General features: G+C 72.4%; 21 protein-coding genes. 16 read left to right on the top strand and 5 right to left on the bottom strand.

Features of this window, described 5'->3' with window-relative positions:
* The first annotated feature begins 101 nt into the window (after positions 1 to 101).
* From IF129_RS00100 to IF129_RS00080, 6 genes are all read left to right on the top strand, one after another.
* Entirely contained in the window at positions 102 to 545 is a 444-nt protein-coding gene (locus IF129_RS00100) for an ATP-binding protein (protein WP_191207295.1), read from the top strand.
* 61 nt (positions 546 to 606) lie between these two features.
* Positions 607 to 981: an ATP-binding protein gene (locus tag IF129_RS26020; RefSeq protein ID WP_318153466.1), complete on the top strand. Its 375-nt coding sequence runs from the start codon at positions 607 to 609 to the stop codon at positions 979 to 981.
* Entirely contained in the window at positions 978 to 1274 is a 297-nt protein-coding gene (locus IF129_RS26015) for a ParA family protein (RefSeq protein ID WP_224754183.1), read from the top strand. The genes IF129_RS26020 and IF129_RS26015 overlap by 4 nt, the downstream gene beginning before the upstream one ends.
* Positions 1216 to 2049 carry a ParA family protein gene (locus tag IF129_RS00090; protein WP_318153465.1) on the top strand — a complete coding sequence of 278 codons (834 nt, stop codon included), beginning with the start codon at positions 1216 to 1218 and terminating at the stop codon, positions 2047 to 2049. The genes IF129_RS26015 and IF129_RS00090 overlap by 59 nt, the downstream gene beginning before the upstream one ends.
* Before the next feature lie 167 nt (positions 2050 to 2216).
* Positions 2217 to 2447: a hypothetical protein gene (locus IF129_RS00085; protein ID WP_191207294.1), complete on the top strand. Its 231-nt coding sequence runs from the start codon at positions 2217 to 2219 to the stop codon at positions 2445 to 2447.
* Between the two features lie 59 nt (positions 2448 to 2506).
* Positions 2507 to 3022 carry a SixA phosphatase family protein gene (locus IF129_RS00080; protein ID WP_191207293.1) on the top strand — a complete coding sequence of 172 codons (516 nt, stop codon included), beginning with the start codon at positions 2507 to 2509 and terminating at the stop codon, positions 3020 to 3022.
* A gap of 49 nt (positions 3023 to 3071) precedes the next feature.
* Here IF129_RS00080 and serB read toward each other — a convergent pair whose 3' ends face one another.
* Positions 3072 to 4313: a phosphoserine phosphatase SerB gene (gene serB / locus IF129_RS00075; protein ID WP_191207292.1), complete on the bottom strand. Its 1242-nt coding sequence runs from the start codon at positions 4311 to 4313 to the stop codon at positions 3072 to 3074.
* 251 nt (positions 4314 to 4564) lie between these two features.
* Here serB and IF129_RS00070 point away from each other — a divergent pair, with 251 nt between their 5' ends.
* The 5 genes from IF129_RS00070 (at position 4565) to IF129_RS00050 (ending at position 9593) form a co-directional block, all read left to right on the top strand.
* Entirely contained in the window at positions 4565 to 7120 is a 2556-nt protein-coding gene (locus IF129_RS00070) for an FHA domain-containing protein (protein ID WP_191207291.1), read from the top strand.
* A gap of 84 nt (positions 7121 to 7204) precedes the next feature.
* The gene (locus tag IF129_RS00065; RefSeq protein ID WP_191207290.1) at positions 7205 to 8347 is read left to right on the top strand and encodes a GAF domain-containing sensor histidine kinase; all 1143 of its coding nucleotides are present in this window, start codon (positions 7205 to 7207) and stop codon (positions 8345 to 8347) included.
* Positions 8340 to 8981 carry a response regulator gene (locus IF129_RS00060; RefSeq protein WP_191207289.1) on the top strand — a complete coding sequence of 214 codons (642 nt, stop codon included), beginning with the start codon at positions 8340 to 8342 and terminating at the stop codon, positions 8979 to 8981. The genes IF129_RS00065 and IF129_RS00060 overlap by 8 nt, the downstream gene beginning before the upstream one ends.
* Before the next feature lie 34 nt (positions 8982 to 9015).
* Complete coding sequence (locus IF129_RS26850) at positions 9016 to 9300, top strand: chaplin (protein WP_318153464.1); 285 nt, start codon at positions 9016 to 9018, stop codon at positions 9298 to 9300.
* A 53-nt stretch (positions 9301 to 9353) separates the two neighbouring features.
* Positions 9354 to 9593 carry a chaplin gene (locus tag IF129_RS00050; RefSeq protein WP_191207288.1) on the top strand — a complete coding sequence of 80 codons (240 nt, stop codon included), beginning with the start codon at positions 9354 to 9356 and terminating at the stop codon, positions 9591 to 9593.
* A 25-nt stretch (positions 9594 to 9618) separates the two neighbouring features.
* On the opposite strand, the gene IF129_RS00045 is transcribed toward IF129_RS00050, so the two are convergent.
* A complete protein-coding gene (locus IF129_RS00045; RefSeq protein ID WP_191207287.1) occupies positions 9619 to 10407 on the bottom strand; it encodes a hypothetical protein in 789 nt (262 codons plus the stop codon).
* Positions 10408 to 10534: 127 nt separating this feature from the next.
* On the opposite strand from IF129_RS00045, the gene IF129_RS00040 reads away from it, so the two are divergent.
* The 3 genes from IF129_RS00040 to IF129_RS00030 all read left to right on the top strand — a co-directional run bounded on the left by IF129_RS00040 (position 10535) and on the right by IF129_RS00030 (position 12836).
* A complete protein-coding gene (locus tag IF129_RS00040) occupies positions 10535 to 11326 on the top strand; it encodes an ABC transporter ATP-binding protein (protein ID WP_191207286.1) in 792 nt (263 codons plus the stop codon).
* Positions 11327 to 11377: 51 nt separating this feature from the next.
* Positions 11378 to 11809: an NfeD family protein gene (locus IF129_RS00035; protein ID WP_191207285.1), complete on the top strand. Its 432-nt coding sequence runs from the start codon at positions 11378 to 11380 to the stop codon at positions 11807 to 11809.
* 70 nt (positions 11810 to 11879) lie between these two features.
* Complete coding sequence (locus tag IF129_RS00030) at positions 11880 to 12836, top strand: SPFH domain-containing protein (protein WP_191207284.1); 957 nt, start codon at positions 11880 to 11882, stop codon at positions 12834 to 12836.
* Positions 12837 to 12929: 93 nt separating this feature from the next.
* On the opposite strand, the gene IF129_RS00025 is transcribed toward IF129_RS00030, so the two are convergent.
* Both IF129_RS00025 and IF129_RS00020 read right to left on the bottom strand, forming a co-directional pair.
* The gene (locus IF129_RS00025; protein WP_191207283.1) at positions 12930 to 13439 is read right to left on the bottom strand and encodes an HNH endonuclease; all 510 of its coding nucleotides are present in this window, start codon (positions 13437 to 13439) and stop codon (positions 12930 to 12932) included.
* A 176-nt stretch (positions 13440 to 13615) separates the two neighbouring features.
* The gene (locus IF129_RS00020) at positions 13616 to 14155 is read right to left on the bottom strand and encodes a YbhB/YbcL family Raf kinase inhibitor-like protein (RefSeq protein ID WP_191207282.1); all 540 of its coding nucleotides are present in this window, start codon (positions 14153 to 14155) and stop codon (positions 13616 to 13618) included.
* 154 nt (positions 14156 to 14309) lie between these two features.
* On the opposite strand from IF129_RS00020, the gene IF129_RS00015 reads away from it, so the two are divergent.
* A complete protein-coding gene (locus IF129_RS00015) occupies positions 14310 to 14750 on the top strand; it encodes a barstar family protein (RefSeq protein WP_191207281.1) in 441 nt (146 codons plus the stop codon).
* A 42-nt stretch (positions 14751 to 14792) separates the two neighbouring features.
* On the opposite strand, the gene IF129_RS00010 is transcribed toward IF129_RS00015, so the two are convergent.
* A complete protein-coding gene (locus IF129_RS00010) occupies positions 14793 to 15575 on the bottom strand; it encodes a sporulation protein (RefSeq protein ID WP_191207280.1) in 783 nt (260 codons plus the stop codon).
* A gap of 37 nt (positions 15576 to 15612) precedes the next feature.
* Between IF129_RS00010 and IF129_RS00005 the strand changes: the two genes are divergently transcribed.
* Positions 15613 to 16260 (top strand): DNA-3-methyladenine glycosylase, encoded by a 648-nt coding sequence (locus tag IF129_RS00005; protein WP_191207279.1) that lies wholly within the window; start codon positions 15613 to 15615, stop codon positions 16258 to 16260.
* Positions 16261 to 16532: the final 272 nt, after the last annotated feature.

Here is a 16532-nt window from a genome sequence, read left to right as displayed (position 1 = left end):
CCGGACGCACCGTACCCGCCACTCCGCGTCACCGTACGGTGACCCCCGGTACGAGTGTCGTGCCTGGTCAACGGTGTGCGCGGGCCACCAAGGTGGCCCCCATGGACTCCCTGGAACGCCAGCACCGCCCCGCCGTCCGCACGTTCAGCCAGCTCTACTCCTCGACCCGCCGGGGCGCCCGGCTCGCCCGCCTGCTCGCGGCCGACCAGCTCCGCACCTGGGGCGTTCCACCGGACGTCGCGGAACGGACGGAGGTCGTCGTGGCCGAGCTGGCGGCCAACGCCCTCTTCCACGGCCGCGTCCAGGGACGGGACTTCCGGGTCGCCCTCACCCACGACCCCGTCGCCGGGAGCGTCCTGGTCGAGGTCACCGACGCGCGCGGCACCCACGTCCCGCTGCGCGCCCCCACCCCCGGGGCGGAGGACGAGACGGGACGCGGTCTCCTGCTCGTCACGGCCCTCGCCGACGCCTGGGGCCACGCGCCCTGCCCGCCCGCCGGCAAGACCGTCTGGGCCGTCCTCACCCCCCGCCCACCCCACCCCTGACGCCACAGCCGAGCCGACCGCCCGGCCCGTCCGCCTTCGTCGACACGGCACAATGGCGCCCGTGAGCGCAGACGACGTAGACCTTGCCGACCTCCTCGGCACGCAGGAGGGACCCACGCTGGAGTTCAAGAGCACCGCGAAGCGGGAGGGAGGACGCGGTGACGCCATCGGGAAGGCCGTATGCGCCATCGAGGACAGGATCGAGGTGACCAACCCCGGCGGTCCGTTCGGCCAGGTGCGCGCCGACAACTTCGACCGTGTGACGGACTACCGCAATCCTTCCCTCGCCGCTGCGATGAAGGGGCTCGGATACGTCAACCGGTTCGGCCGTGGAGTGGGCCGGGTACGGAAGGCGCTGGAGAACAACGGGAACCCGGCGGCCGAGTTCCAGGTCGACGACGTTTCGTGGGCCGTCGTCATCCGGAGTGCGGCATGACGTCGATCGCGCTGTTCAACAACAAGGGCGGTGTGGGAAAGACGACCCTGTCCTACCATCTGGCGCACATGATCCGACGGCTCGGGCTCACCGTGCTGGCCGTGGACCTCGACCCGCAGGCGAACCTGACCTCGATGTGCCTGGAGGAGACGGAGATCGAGGAGCTGTGGGAGAACGGCTCCGAGCTCATCGATGAGAGGGCCCGCTCCGGGAGGCCCGCCCGGCGCCGGCCGGGTGCGCAGCGGCCAGACCATCGCCGACGCCGTCCGGCCGATCCTGGAGGGCACCGGTGACGTCGCACACGTCGAGCCCGCTCAGCTCGAACCGGGTCTGTGGCTGCTTCCCGGCAGCCTGGACCTGAGTCGGTTCGAGGACAAGCTGTCCAACGAGTGGTCCCGGGCCTACGGAGGAGACATCGCGGCGATCCGCACCTCCACCGCGTTCCACCGCATCATCGAACAGGCCGTGTCCGCAGTGGAGGCGGACGTCGTCCTGATCGACGTCGGGCCGAACCTCGGCGCGATCAACCGCGCCGCACTCATCTCGGCCGACACCGTGCTCATGCCCCTGGCGGCGGATCTCTTCTCGCTGAAGGGCCTGAGCAACCTGGGACCGACGCTGCGCCAGTGGCGAACCGACTGGCAGACGCTCGTCCTGCCCCGGGTTCCCGCCGGTATCTCGGCACCGGACGCCGACATGCGTCCCCTCGGCTACGTGATCATGCAGCCCGAAATGCGTCTTGACCGCCCCGTCAAGGCGTACCGGCGATGGCTCCGGCGCATCCCATGGGTCTACACGGCCGCCGTGCTCGGAGAGTCATCGCCAGCCCAGGACGACCGGCATCGCATCGCCACCCTGCGCAACTACCGCAGCCTCATGCCGCTGGCCCACGACGCCCGGAAGCCGATGTTCGACCTGCGTCCGGCCGACGGTGCGCTGGGCAGTACCCAGCAGTACGTGAAGACCTGCTACCGGGAGTTCCGTCAGCTGGCCGAGGCCGTCCTGGACCGGCTCGGCACCCCGTGGGACGACGGCTCGGGCCGCGAGACGTCGACCCACCGCCCGTGACGCGCGTCCGACCGCAGACACCGGGCGGGGTGGGGGTAGCCCCACCGTCCCCTAGGGGGTGGAGGTCAGGGAAGGGTGGGTGGGTTCCCGGGTAGGCCCGTGGCGTCGCGCGCCATAGCGTCGAGGTACCGCTCGACGCCCCGCACGACCCGACGAAAGGCGAGCCGATGACGACCGCCGCCGGCGCCCGTCCGACCTCCCGCCGCCACGACGCAGCCACGGGTCCGCGACTGCGCTGGTGGGCCCTCCCGCTGCCGGTGGCCGTCTTCGCCCTGCTGCTGGCTCTGCTCCTGCTCGGCGGCGGGCAGGGCTCCGGCGGCGCGGCCGAGACCGCGAGCGGCTTCGGGCAGGTGGCCTCCGTGCTGTGGGAGAAGCTGCACGCCGCCGGCTCCGCCTGAGCGACGCAAGTCGTCAACAGCCCGAGCCCGGTGGTCGGTTTCGTGCGAAGCTGGGAGGCATGAGCGTCGATCAGCCCCGCAGGATGGTCCTACTCCGACACGCCAAGGCAGACTGGCCCGAGGTACCCGATCACGAGCGGCCGCTGGCGGAACGCGGCCGCAAGGACGCCCCGCTGGCCGGTGACTGGCTGGCGTCGCAGGGCATCGGCCCCGAGCTGACCCTGTGCTCGACCGCCGCCCGCACCCGTGAGACGTGGAAGCTGCTCGTGCCGCAGCTGCCCAAGCGCCCCAGGACCGTCTACGAGGACCGGCTGTACGACGCGTCGCCCGGAGAGATCATCGCCGTGCTCAACGAGGTGCCCGACGACGTCCGCGAGCTCCTCGTCATCGGCCACAACCCCGGGATGCAGGGGCTGGCCGACGTGCTGACCGGCTCCGCCGAGCCGGAGGCCCGCGGCCGCATGGAGCGCGGCTTCCCGACCTCCGCGATGGCGGTCCTCACCGTGGACGGTTCCTGGAAGTCGGTGGAGCCGGGCGCGGGCCGTCTCGTGGAGTTCTGGGCCCCGCACGCCTGAGTGCCGCGGTCCGTTCCCCGGCCGCCGGGGAACGGACCGGGCCACCGGGTCACCGGGCGGTGTCGGCGGCCTCCACCTCTTCCCGGGTGATCCCCAGCAGGTACAGCACGGTGTCGAGGAACGGCACGTTGACGGCCGTGTGGGCGGCCTCCTGCACGACGGGCTTGGCGTTGAAGGCCACGCCCAGCCCGGCGGCGTTCAGCATGTCCAGGTCGTTCGCGCCGTCCCCGATGGCCACGGTCTGTGCCAGGGGGACGCCCGCCTCCTCGGCGAACCGGCGCAGCAGCCGCGCCTTGCCCGCCCGGTCCACGATCTCCCCGGTCACCCGGCCGGTGAGCTTGCCGTCGACGATCTCCAGGGTGTTGGCCGAGGCGAAGTCCAGTCCCAGCCGCTCCCTGAGCTCGTCCGTCACCTGGGTGAAGCCGCCGGAGACCACGCCCACCTGGTAGCCGAGCAGCTTCAGCGTGCGCACGAGCGTGTTCGCGCCGGGCGTGAGCCGCACCTGCCGCCGGACCTCGTCCACCACGGAGGCGTCGAGCCCGGCCAGCAGGGCGACGCGGGCGTGCAGCGACTCCTCGAAGTCCAGCTCACCGCGCATAGCGGCCGCCGTCACCTCGGCCACCTTGTCCTCGCAGCCCGCGTGCCCGGCGAACAGCTCGATGACCTCGTCCTGGATGAGGGTGGAGTCGACGTCCATCACGACGAGCCGCTGGGCGCGCCGCTGCAACCCGGACGCGACGACGGCGACGTCCACGCCGAGGGCCGCCGACTCCGTGGCCAGCGCCGTCCGCAACGGTTCTGTCAGCGCGCCGGAGACCTCGAACTCCACGGCGGTCACCGGGTACTTGGCCAACCGGAAGATGCGGTCGATGTTGCCGCCCGCGCCGGTGATGCAGGCGGCGATGGCCGCCGTCGACTCGGCGGTCAGCGGCTGGCCCAGCACCGTCACGTGCGAACGGCCCACGCCGCGCGGCCGGTTGTCCCCGTGCCCGGAGATGATCTCGGCCTGGAGCTTCAGCGACTCGGCCCAGCTGTGCACGGTGGCCCGCAGCGCCCCCTCGCCCGTGCCGGAGCCGGCCCCGTCCGGCGCCGTGACCAGGGCGCACAGCGTTATCCGGCCCCGGGTGACGACCTGCTCGATGTCCACCACCGCGAGGCCGTAGGCGGCCAGGGTGTCGAAGAGGCCCGCCGTGATGCCGGGACGGTCCTTGCCGAAGATCTTGACCAGCAGGGTGGGAGCGTCCTCGCCGGGCATGCCGGGCGGGAGCGGGGGAGTCTGCGTCGCGCTCATGGTGGTTCCACCGTATCGGCACCTGCGGCCCCCTCGTACTCCTGTCCGTACCCCGGACGGACGCCCGCGCCGGTGCTCGCGGATGTCCGCCTTGCGTGCTCGCGGCGGATTCCGCCGGGTCGGGGCACGGGTTCGCGCGGCCCGACTTCCTGTCCACGGGCCCGGCCTGGAATAGTTCCCCACGATGTTCGCCATCCCTAGACCCTCCAGGCAGGGGGGTAGCTCGGGGGAAGAAATCTGTGGGGCATGGAGTGCCGGAACTCGTACTGGAACTGAACGGCAGGACCTGGACGCTCGACCCGTCCCGGTCGTACGTACTGGGGCGTGACCCCCAGGGGGATCTCGTCCTGGACGACGCGCGCGTCTCGTGGCGGCACGCCACGCTGCGGTGGGGCGGTCGCTCCTGGGTGATCGACGATCCGGGGAGCACGAACGGCACCTACACGCGGGGGCAGCGCGTCCAGCAGCTGGAGGTCGGCCCCGGCACGGTACTGCATCTGGGGAACGCCACCGACGGGCCGCGCCTGGTGTTCACCGCGCCCGCGGCGGCCCCCCGGTCGGCGCAGCCGGCACCGCAGCAGGCGCAGCCGCAGCCGGCCGAGCAGCCGCACGGCGGCTGGGCGCAGCAGCCGGCGCCGCAGCAGGCCGCCTACGCACCGCAGCAGCAGGGCTGGCAGCAGGCGCCCCAGCACCCCGCGCCCCAGCCGCAGGCCCCCCGGCCCGACGCGCGGCAGCACGCGGTGCCCGCCCAGCAGGGCCTCTCCCCCCACGAGGCCCAGGGCGCCGGCCGGGGCGACCGCAGCCCGACGACGTTCCACCAGGTGTCACTCGGACGAGTGATGCGGATCGGCCGTGCGCTGGAGAACGAGCTGGTGGTCTCCGACCTCCAGGTCTCCCGGCTGCACGCCGAGTTCCTCGCCGGACCGGACGGCCTGTTCGAGATCCGCGATCTGGGCAGCCACAACGGCACCTACGTCAACGGTCAGCAGCTGCCGCGCAACGACCGCCGCCGCATCGGGCCCCACGACATCATCGGCGTCGGCCACTCCACCTTCCGGCTGGTCGGCGACCGGCTTGAGGAGTTCGTCGACACCGGTGAGGTCTCCTTCGCGGCCCGGCACCTGACCGTGCAGGTCGACGGCGGCAAGACGATCCTCGACGACGTCTCCTTCGGCGTCCCCGAGAAGTCGGTCATCGCCGTCATCGGCCCCTCCGGTTCGGGAAAGTCGACGCTGCTCAAGGCCCTCACCGGCTACCGGCCGGCGAACCAGGGCGAGGTCCTCTACGACAACCGCAACCTGTACACGCACTTCGCCGAGCTGCGCCACCGCATCGGACTCGTCCCGCAGGACGACATCCTGCACACGGCTCTGCGCGTCCGGACGGCCCTGCGGTACGCCGCAAAGCTCCGCTTCCCCGGTGACGTCGCCGAGGCCGAGCGCAACGCCCGCGTGGAGGAGGTGCTCGCCGAGCTGAAGCTGGACATCCACGCGGACAAGAAGATCACCTCCCTGTCCGGCGGACAGCGCAAGCGCGTCTCGGTCGCGCTGGAGCTCCTCACCAAACCGTCGCTGATCTTCCTCGACGAGCCGACCTCCGGCCTCGACCCGGGCATGGACCGCGACGTCATGCAGCTCCTGCGCGGCCTCGCCGACGACGGCCGCACCGTCCTCGTCGTCACCCACTCGGTCGCCGAACTGGCCCTGTGCGACAAGCTGCTCGTCATGGCACCCGGGGGCGGGGTGGCCTACTTCGGCCCACCGGAGGAGGCGCTGAACTTCTTCGGCTACGACTCCTGGGCCGACGTCTTCTCCGCCTTCGAGAACTACCGCGACTACGACTGGATGGGCCGGTGGCGCGGTTCGCAGCACTACCAGCTCTACGCCGCGGACATCGACTCCGTCGCCCCGCAGCCCGTCCAGGTCGACTGGCAGCAGGCCCAGGCCGGGCTGCAGAAACCCCAGAGCTGGGGCTCGCAGCTGTGGACGCTCATGCGCCGCTACGCGTCGGTCATCGCCTCCGACCGCGGCTTCATGGCCCTCATGCTCATCCTGCCCGCCGTGCTCGGCGTCGTCAGCGTCGTGATCCCCTCCGACTTCGGGCTCGGCTACGGCCCCGCGGAGAAGGGCAGGACCAACCGCGACGCGAGCACGATCATGCTCATCCTCGTGGTCGGGATGTGCTTCTCGGCGGCGGCCAACTCCGTCCGTGAACTGATCAAGGAACGGGTCATCTACGAACGGGAACGCGCCACCGGCCTGTCCCGTTCCGCCTACCTGATGTCCAAGGTCATCGTGCTCGGCGTGATCACGGCCGTCCAGGGCGTCATCATCTGCGTGATCGGCTTCCTGCCCCGGGAGATGCCCGACCAGGGCGTCCTCTTCTCCGGCTCCCCGGGCATCGAGATGACCCTCGTGGTCATCGCCCTCGGCCTCGCCTCGATGATGGTCGGCCTGATCATCTCCTCGCTGGTCAAGACCGCCGAGAAGACCATGCCGCTGCTGGTCATGTTCGCCATCGTCCAGGTCGTCTTCACCGGCGTGCTCTTCCAGATCTACGGCAAGGCGGGCATCGAGCAGCTCGCCTGGCTCATGCCCTCCCGCTGGGCGGTCGCCGGCATGGGCAACACCGCCGACCTCAACGTGCTGCTGCCCTGGGACCCGGAGGCCGGCGGCGACCCGCTGTGGGAGCCGGAGCTGAGCGCGTGGCTGCTCAACATGGGCGTGCTCCTCGGCATGGCGGTCCTGTGCGGCTTCGTCGTCTCCCGCTTCCTGCGCCGCCACGAGCCCGAGGTCATGCGCGAGTGAACGGCCCCTCCCGCCGGGCGTCCCGACCGGGGCCGCCCGGCGGGAGGCCGGACCCCGCACGACGGATGCGGGTACGGTGATCACATGGTGATCAGAAGCGGGCTGGCCGCCGTCAGCGCGGCCCTCCTCGCCATGAACCGCCAGGTCGAGGTCCGCGAGGTCCTCCAGACGATCGTGCACTCCGCCCGCGACCTGCTCGACGCCGAGTACGCCGCCCTCGGCGTCCCCGACGACCGCGGCGGGTTCGCCCAGTTCGTCGTCGCCGGCGTCAGCGACGAGCAGTGGAAGGCCATCGGCCCCCTGCCGCGACGGCACGGCATCCTCGCCGCCATGCTCGACGACGCCGCCCCGCAGCGCCTCGCCGACGTCCGGCGGGACCCGCGCTTCGAGGGCTGGCCGGCCGCCCACCCCGAGCTGTCCGACTTCCTCGGCATGCCGGTGGCCGACGGCGACGAGGTCCTCGGCGCCCTCTTCCTCGCCAACAAGCGCCACGGCGGCCCGCACGGCGAACGCTCCTTCACCGAGGAGGACGAGCGCCTGCTGCGCCTGCTGGCCGAGCACGCCGCCATCGCCCTCACCAACGCCCGCCTCTACGAGCGCGCCCGCGAACTGACCGTCGCGGGGGAGCGGGCCCGCCTGGCCCACGAGCTGCACGACGCCGTCGCCCAGAAGCTCTTCTCGCTGCGCCTCACCGCCCAGGCGGCGACCGCGCTCGTCGACCGCGACCCGGGGCGCGCCAAGGCGGAACTGCACGAGATCACCCGGCTCGCCGCCGACGCCGCCGACGAGCTGCGGGCGGCCGTGGTGGAGCTGCGCCCCGCGGCGCTGGAGGAGGACGGGCTCGTCGCCACGCTGCGCACCCAGGTCCAGGTCCTCGACCGGGCCCACACGGCGGACATCGGCTTCACCGTGCACGGCGTCCGCGCGCTGCCCGCCGCGCAGGAGGAGGCCGTCCTGCGGGTCGCCCAGGAGGCCCTGCACAACGCCCTGCGCCACTCCGGGGCCGCGGGCGTCACCGTCACGCTGGAGCGGCGCGGCGCGGGCGGCGCCGTCCTGCGCGTCACCGACGACGGCCGGGGCTTCGACCCCGGCGCGGTGCGCCGCGCGGGCCGCCACCTCGGCCTGGTCTCCATGCGCGACCGCGCCGCCTCCGTCGGCGGCCGGCTCACCGTCCGCTCCGCGCCCGGGCAGGGCACCCGCGTCGAGATGGAGGTGCCCGGTGGCTGAGCGCATCCGCGTCCTGCTCGTGGACGACCACCAGGTGGTGCGCCGGGGGCTGCGCACGTTCCTGGAGGTGCAGGACGACATCGAGGTCGTCGGCGAGGCGGCCGACGGCGCGGCGGGCGTGGAGGAGGCCCGTCGGCTGACCCCCGACGTCATCCTCCTGGACGTCAAGATGCCCGGCAGCGACGGCATCGCGGCCCTGCGCGGGCTGCGCGAGGCGGGCAGCGCCGCCCGCGTCCTGGTCGTCACCAGCTTCACCGAGCAGCGCACCGCCGTCCCCGCCCTGCGCGCGGGCGCGTCGGGGTACCTGTACAAGGACATCGACCCCGACGCGCTGGCCGGCGCGATCCGCTCGGTGCACGCCGGTCACGTGATCCTCGAACCGGAGGTGGCGGCGGCGCTGCTGACCGAGGAGGCCACGACCCCGGCCCCGGGGCGTTCCTCGGGGCTGACCGACCGGGAACGGGAGGTGCTCGGCCTCATCGCGGACGGCCGCTCCAACCGCGAGATCGCCCGGGCGCTCGTGCTGTCGGAGAAGACCGTCAAGACGCACGTCTCGAACATCCTCATGAAGCTGGATCTGGCCGACCGGACCCAGGCCGCCCTGTGGGCCGTGCGGCACGGCGTCACGGAGTGAGGAGACCGGCTGGCCGGCGGCCTCGTCACCGCCGGTGCCGGAAGCGGCCTCCGGCACCGTGGTGCGGGTCCCGGTGCACGTTCCGGCGAACCCGTGCGGCGACACGGTCGACGTCGTCGGCCCGCTCGACCCGACGTTCGGCACCTTCTGCCTCAACGCCTGCCCCCGCGGCCTCCACCGGCCGCCCCTTCCGGCCTCCGGGCACGCGCCCGGGGGCCGCAGTCCTGTCCGGTCGTTGGTCCGAACGGGGGGCGGCGCCCGCGCGCCCGTGTCGCACACCGCCCGGTGCCGTTGCTCAGCGTGCGGTTCCGCCGCGTAACCGTGCCGAGGCGCAGGGCCAGGCACTCTGTCGATGATTTCAGGAGAAACCCCATGAGCGCAGCCAAGAAGGTCGCCGTCACCATCGCCGCCGCGGGCGCCGCCGTGGGCGGCGCGGCCGGTACCGCGTTCGCCGACGCCGAGGGCCAGGCCGTGGCCGCCAACTCCCCGGGTGTGGCCTCCGGCAACGTCGTCACCGTCCCGGTGCACATCCCGGTGAACCTGTGCGGGAACACCGTCGACGTCATCGCCGCGCTGAACCCCACCTTCGGGAACACCTGCGTCAACGACTGACGGCGCACCCCGCCGGCGGCGCGGCTCAGCCGCGCCGCCGCTCCACCTCCTCCGCGTACGCGTTGTACGCCGCCACCTGCGCCCGCCGCGCCATCCGCTCCACCGGCCGCAGCACGTCCGCCCGCATCGCGAGTTGTCCGGCGCTCACCGCCGCACCCGGCTCGACGGCCTCCGCGATGTTCACCAGCGCCGCCACCCGCTGCGCCAGCTCCAGCACCCGCACCGCGCGGCCCGGATACCCCGGCGCCAGCAACCGCCGCCCGGCCTCGGCCCGCGCCTGGTACGCCGCCAGCGCCGCCTGCGCCACGGGCCCCGAGCCCGCGACGTCCAGTTGCGTCAGCGCCTCCGTCGCCTCCCGCAGCGCCTGCTGGAGCTCCCGCTCGGCCTCCCCGAGCGAGGGGACGTCCGCGGGCGGGGCCTCCCGCACCGGCAGGCAGCGCCACACCACCTCCACGTGCACGTCCCCGGCCGGACCCGCCTCCGCGACGTCGGGCACCAGCCCGAGCGCCGCTCCCGACGCCAGCACCGCCTCCCCGGCCTCCAGCGCCGCGGCGTTGAACTCCGGCGGACCGCTCAGCCCGAGCGGATGCCCCGGCGCCGGGAGCGCCACCCGCAGGGCCACCGCCCCGAGGGCCCGCAGCCGGCCGAGCGCCAGCGTCCAGCCCACCGGACCCGCCTCCTCCGGCAGCCCGCTCACCCGATGGACGGCGTCCTCCGCCACGACGCGGACCGCCGCCTCGTCCGGCGACGCCTCCCCGGCCAGCAGCGCGTTCCCCCAGGCGGCCAGCCGCCCCGAACGTGGTTCTTCCAGCATCCCCCCAGACTAGGACCCGGCCCCGACAAGCCTGACCGCCGTCGCGGGCGACACGTGGCGTAGGTTTTCCCTGGGGACTGTGCCCACCGGCACGGGCGAAGCGACTGCAATGGGAGAAACCGCGCTCATGAGCGATGTACTGGAGCTGGTGGACGTATCCGTGGTCCGCGACGGTCGGGCTCTGGTGGACGACGTCTCCTGGTCGGTCAAGGAGGGCGAGCGGTGGATCATCCTCGGCCCCAACGGCGCCGGGAAGACGACGCTGCTGAACCTGGCCTCCAGCTACCTCTTCCCCTCCGCCGGGCAGGCCACGATCCTCGGTGAGCGGCTCGGCTCCGTCGACGTCTTCGAGCTGCGCCCCCGCATCGGTGTCTCCAGCAGCGGTCTCGCCGACAAGCTGCCCCCGGGCCAGACCGTCCTGCAGACCGTCCTGACCGCCGCCTACGGCATGACCGCCGGCTGGCATGAGGACTACGACGCCGTCGACGAGGACCGTGCCCGCGCCTTCCTGGACCGGCTCGGCATGAACGACTTCGTGGACCGCTCCTTCGGCACCCTCTCCGAGGGGGAGCGCAAGCGGACCCAGATCGCCCGGTCGATGATGGCCGACCCCGAGCTGCTGCTCCTGGACGAGCCCGCCGCCGGCCTCGACCTCGGGGGTCGCGAGGATCTCGTCCGTCGGCTCGGACGCCTCGCCCGGGACCCCTTCGCCCCCTCGATGATCATGGTCACCCACCACGTGGAGGAGATCCCGCCGGGCTTCACGCACGTGCTGATGATCCGTCAGGGCAAGGTGCTGACCGCCGGTCCGCTGGAGACGGAGATGAACTCCGCCAACCTCTCCCGCTGCTTCGGGCTGCCTCTCGTGGTCGAGCGGATCGGTGACCGCTGGACCGCCAACGGGCTTCCGCTCTCCTGAGGTTGGACCGGTCCGCCGGTCCCCTGTCCCGGTCGGCCCCGGGCACCTATGATGACCTGTGTGGACGCATGGGTGTGGTGGCTCATCGTAGCCGTAGGGCTCTGTATCCCGCTCGTCATGACCGCGATGCCCGAGTTGGGCATGCTCGCGGTCGGCGCCGGAGGGGGAGCGCTCGTCGCAGCGCTCGGCGGGGGTCTCGTCGCGCAGGTCGTCGTCTTCGCCGTCCTCTCGACGGCCCTGATCCTCGTCGTCCGGCCCATGGCCCGGCGCATGCGCGCCGAGCGCCCCGAGTTGGCGACGGGGGTGGACGCCCTCAAGGGGCGGCAGGCCGTCGTGGTCGAACGGGTCGACGGCAGCGGGGGCCGCGTCAAGATCGGGGGCGAGATCTGGTCGGCCCGGGCGATGGAGGCCGACGACGCCTACGAACCCGGACGCAGGGTCGACGTGGTGGCGATCGACGGCGCCACCGCCGTCGTGATGTGATGGCCCCCGCGGAACCGGGCCGACACGGTCCGTCAACTACACACGTCAACACACGAGTCCAGGGGGCACGGTGGACGCCGTCATCATCGTCCTGATCATCTTGGTGGTGCTCGTCTTCGTCGCGCTCATCAAGACGGTGCAGGTCATCCCGCAGGCGAGTGCGGCCATCGTGGAGCGCTTCGGCCGCTACACGCGCACCCTCAACGCGGGCCTCAACATCGTCGTGCCGTTCATCGACACGGTCCGCAACCGGGTCGACCTCCGCGAGCAGGTCGTCCCCTTCCCGCCGCAGCCGGTGATCACCCAGGACAACCTGGTCGTGAACATCGACACCGTCATCTACTACCAGGTGACGGACGCCCGGGCGGCGACCTACGAGGTCGCGAGCTACATCCAGGCCATCGAGCAGCTCACGGTCACCACGCTCCGGAACATCATCGGCGGCATGGACCTGGAACGCACGCTCACCTCCCGCGAGGAGATCAACGCGGCGCTGCGCGGCGTCCTGGACGAGGCGACCGGTAAGTGGGGCATCCGCGTCAACCGCGTGGAGCTCAAGGCCATCGAGCCTCCCACCTCCATCCAGGACTCGATGGAGAAGCAGATGCGCGCCGACCGCGACAAGCGCGCCGCCATCCTCCAGGCCGAGGGCGTCCGGCAGTCCGAGATCCTCCAGGCCGAGGGCCACAAGCAGTCGGAGATCCTGCGGGCCGAGGGTGACGCCAAGGCCGCCGCCCTGCGCGCCGAGGGCGAGGCCCAGGCCATCCGCACCGTCTTCGAGTCCATCCACGCGGGCGACCCGGACCAGAAGCTGCTGTCCTACCAGTACCTCCAGATGCTGCCGAAGATCGCCGAGGGCGACGCGAACAAGCTCTGGATCGTCCCCAGCGAGATCGGCGACGCCCTCAAGGGCCTCGGCGGAGCGCTGGACGGTTTCAAGAAGCACGGTGGAGACGCCGGGCCGACGATCCCCGCCCCGACCCCGGGCATGAGCAAGCGCCCCCCGGAGCGTCCCGAGATCGACTGACCGCACCACCGCACGACATGCGGGCGGCCCCGGCGAACCGCTCGGTTCGCCGGGGCCACGCGTCGGTCCGTCCGCCCCGTGCTCGGGGGAGTGTCACGCGGGGGTCGGCAGCGTCAACCACTCCGGCAGGGTCTCGCCGTCCCGCAGCCGCAGGGCCAGCAGCAGCGCGTCGGCCGGGGTGGGCTCGAACGGCGGCGTGAGCAGCCGCATGCCCGCCTCGGCCGGAGTGCGGTCCGCCTTGCGGTGGTTGTCCTCCGCGCAGGCGGCCACCGTGTTCAGCCAGGTGTCGCCGCCGCCGTGCGACCGGGGCACGACGTGATCCACCGTGGTCGCGCGTCGCCCGCAGTAGGCACAGCGGTGCCGGTCCCGCACCAGCACACCGCGCCGCGACCACGCGGCCCGTTGTCGGAACGGCACCCGCACGTAGCGCCGCAGCCTGATCACCTGCGGCACCGGCAGCTCGACGTTGGCCGCCCGCACCCGCAACCCGGGATGCGACTGCTCCACGACGGCCTTCTCCTGCATCACGAGCACCACGGCCCGTCGCAGCGACACCGTCGACAACGGCTCGAAGCTCGCGTTGAGAATCAGCGTCTCGCGCATCCCGTCCACCCTCCCCGGCGCCCCGCCGGGCTGCGGGACGCCCCCACTGTGCCGCTGCGGGATTCCGTGGACAACGCAATTTCCCCGCCGTGTACGGCGGGTGACGTGTGCCCGGCCACCGGCCGACGGTGAGCGGGCGGCCGGGCGACGACGGTGCGCGGGCGCCGCCGGAGCGCTCAGGAGTCGGCGCGCACCTCGTACTCACCGATCAGCCGGGCACGCCCGATCGCCTTGAAACGCAGGTTGAACCCCACGACGGCCGGGGTGGCGTCGGAGTCGGGGCCCAGCTTCTCGTCACCCACCGCGTAGACGGTGAAGACGTAGCGGTGCGGCCCGTCGCCGGGCGGCGGCGCGGCCCCGACGAACTCCTTGTCGCCGTAGTCGTTGCGCACGTGGACGGCGCCGGACGGAAGCCCGGCGAAGTCGCCACCGCCCGCGCCGGCGGGCAACTCCGTCACGGAGGCCGGGATGTCGAACACCGTCCAGTGCCAGAACCCGCTGCCGGTGGGGGCGTCCGGGTCGAAGCAGGTCACCGCGAAGCTGCGGGTCTCCTCGGGGAAGCCCTCCCAGCGCAGATGCGGCGAGGTGTTGCCCCCGGCCTGCACCTGATCAGGCTTCAGCTCCGCCCCCTCGCTCACGTCGTCGCTGACGACGGTGAAGGACGCCACCGGCGGGTGGAAGTCGTGGGGGAGTGGACGCCGCTTCTGCTCGGTCACGTCAGAACCTCCTGATCGCTGGCATCGTTGCAGCGGCCAGCCTAACGAGCCGGGGCAGTACGGGCTGACAGCATGGCGGGGGTGCCCCGTGCCTCCCGCCGGCGCGTCGGCACCTGCGAGACCGCAGACGAGACCCTCACATCGGTGGTGACCCATGACCAGCCCCCAGACACCCGGCCCCCTCCCCGAAGCGGACCTCACCGGAGTGCTCGACGGATCACTGCCCCCCGGCCTCTACCGGTGGCGTCCCGCCGCCGGTGACCCCGGGCCCTCCCTCGGGCCGGAGGAAGCCGGCTGGGACAGCCGCGCGGTGGACCTCGGCGGTGTGGGCGACGGCGACGGATTCGTGACCCGCTGCGCCGACGGCCTCGGCTTCCCCGAGCGGTTCGGCCGCGACTGGGACGGACTGGCCGACGCCCTCACCGACCTGGGGTGGACCGATCCGCCGGAGCACGGGCGGCTCCTCCTGGTGCGCGGCTGGGACGCCTTCGCGCAGTCGGCCCCCGCCGACGCGGCGACGGCCGCGGACGTGCTGTCCGCGGCCGTCAGCTACTGGGCGGGCCGGGCCGCCCCCATGACCGTCCTGCTCAGCTGAGCGGCCGCCCGGCCGGGGTGTCCGTCCCCGGCCGGAGGCGGGTCAGAACCAGTTGCGCCGGCCACCCACCTCGGCCAGCCACTGGTTGAGGTATCCGGCCCAGTCGGTCTGGTGGTACTGCTCGAGGTCGACCTGGAAGCTCCGGTAGGAGTCGCTGCCCCCGGTGAAGAGCCCCGGCTTCTTGTCCATCTCCAGTACGACGTCCATGGCCCGGTCGTCGGCGACGAAGGACAGCTCGACCTGGCTCAGGCCCCGGTACTGCTCCGGTGCGAGGAACTCGATCTCCTGGTAGAAGGGCAGCCGCTGCCGGGTACCCCGGATCGTGCCCTGCTCCAGGTCGGCGCTCTTGAACCGGAAGCCGAGCGAGCCGAACGCGTCCAGGATCGCCTCCTGCGCCGGCAGCGGGTGCACGTGGACGGGGTCCAGGTCCGAGGAGTCGATGGCCCGCGCGATGGCCAACTCCGTCGTGACGCCGACGTGCATCCCCCGGAGCTCCTGGCCGAGGAAGTGGGTGATCGGCGTCTCCCACGGGATCTCCAGGGCGAAGGGGACGACGTGCTCCGCCCCCGCCTGGAGCTCGAACGCGCTCCCGACCTGCTGCTTGACGAACTCGACGTTCCGCAGCGTCTCCTGGTCCTGGCTCTCGACCTCGACCCTGCCCTGGAGCCCGACGGAGACGCCCTGGACCTCCTGGTCCACCGAGCCGCCCTTGACGCGGACCTCGCCGTGAACCGCTCCGCCCGGCAGCACGTTCGGCTCGGACAGCACCGTGTCCACCGAGGCGCCACCGATTCCCACACTCGCGAACAACTTCTTGAAGCCCATCCCGACCTCTCCCCTCGCTCGACTACGCTCGACCGGCATGTTCGCCGCCCGTGACCGTACCGCCCTGCCCCGCGCCTTCTTCGACCGTCCCGTCCTGGAGGTCGCCCCCGACCTCCTCGGCCGGACCCTGGTCCGGCACACGGCCGAGGGTCCGATCGAGGTGCGGCTGACCGAGGTGGAGGCCTACCTGGGCGAACGCGATCCGGGCTCGCACGCCTTCCGGGGCCGCACCGAACGGAACGCCGCCATGTTCGGTCCCCCCGGACACGCCTACGTGTACTTCACGTACGGCATGTGGCACTGCCTGAATCTGGTGTGTGAGACGAGCGGAACCGCCGCCGGGGTTCTCCTGCGGGCGGGGGAAGTCGTGAGCGGTGCGGACGTCGCCCGCACCCGACGTCCCACCGCGCGCCGCGACCACGAGCTGGCGAAGGGTCCGGCGCGCCTGGCGACCGCCCTCGACGTGGACCGCCGGCTCAACGGCACCGACGTGTGCCAGGAGCCGGACGCCTCGCCGCCGCTCCACGTGCTCGCCGGGGCGCCGCCCACCACCGGCCTGCTCCGGAGCGGGCCGCGCACCGGTGTCGGGGGCGACGGAGCCCACCAGCCGTACCGCTTCTGGATCGACGGCGACCCCACCGTCAGCCCCTACCGGCCCCACCAACCACGTCGGCGCCAGAGCTGACTTGACTCCGGGCAGCGGGACGCCTAACGTAGTCCGAGCCGCTGAACGCAGGCAGGGCCTTCACAAAGATCATCACAGCGTGATCGAGTGGGCGCCGCGTGAACGTGGCCAACCACTACTGACGATCTCTCCCTTCCGGGACGTCCTTCGGCACGCCGAAATTCGACCGGAGAAGCTCGATTAGGAGCTGGGCGAGAAACTCGCTAAAGTAGTGGACACACCGAAGGGAAGCGCCCGGAGGAAACCCGGAAGGGAATCCGAAGGAAGCGTCC

The sequence above is a fragment of the Streptomyces chumphonensis genome, from assembly GCF_014779715.1.
GTDB lineage: Bacteria > Actinomycetota > Actinomycetes > Streptomycetales > Streptomycetaceae > Streptomyces > Streptomyces chumphonensis.
This window is presented reverse-complemented; position numbering and strand designations above follow the sequence as displayed.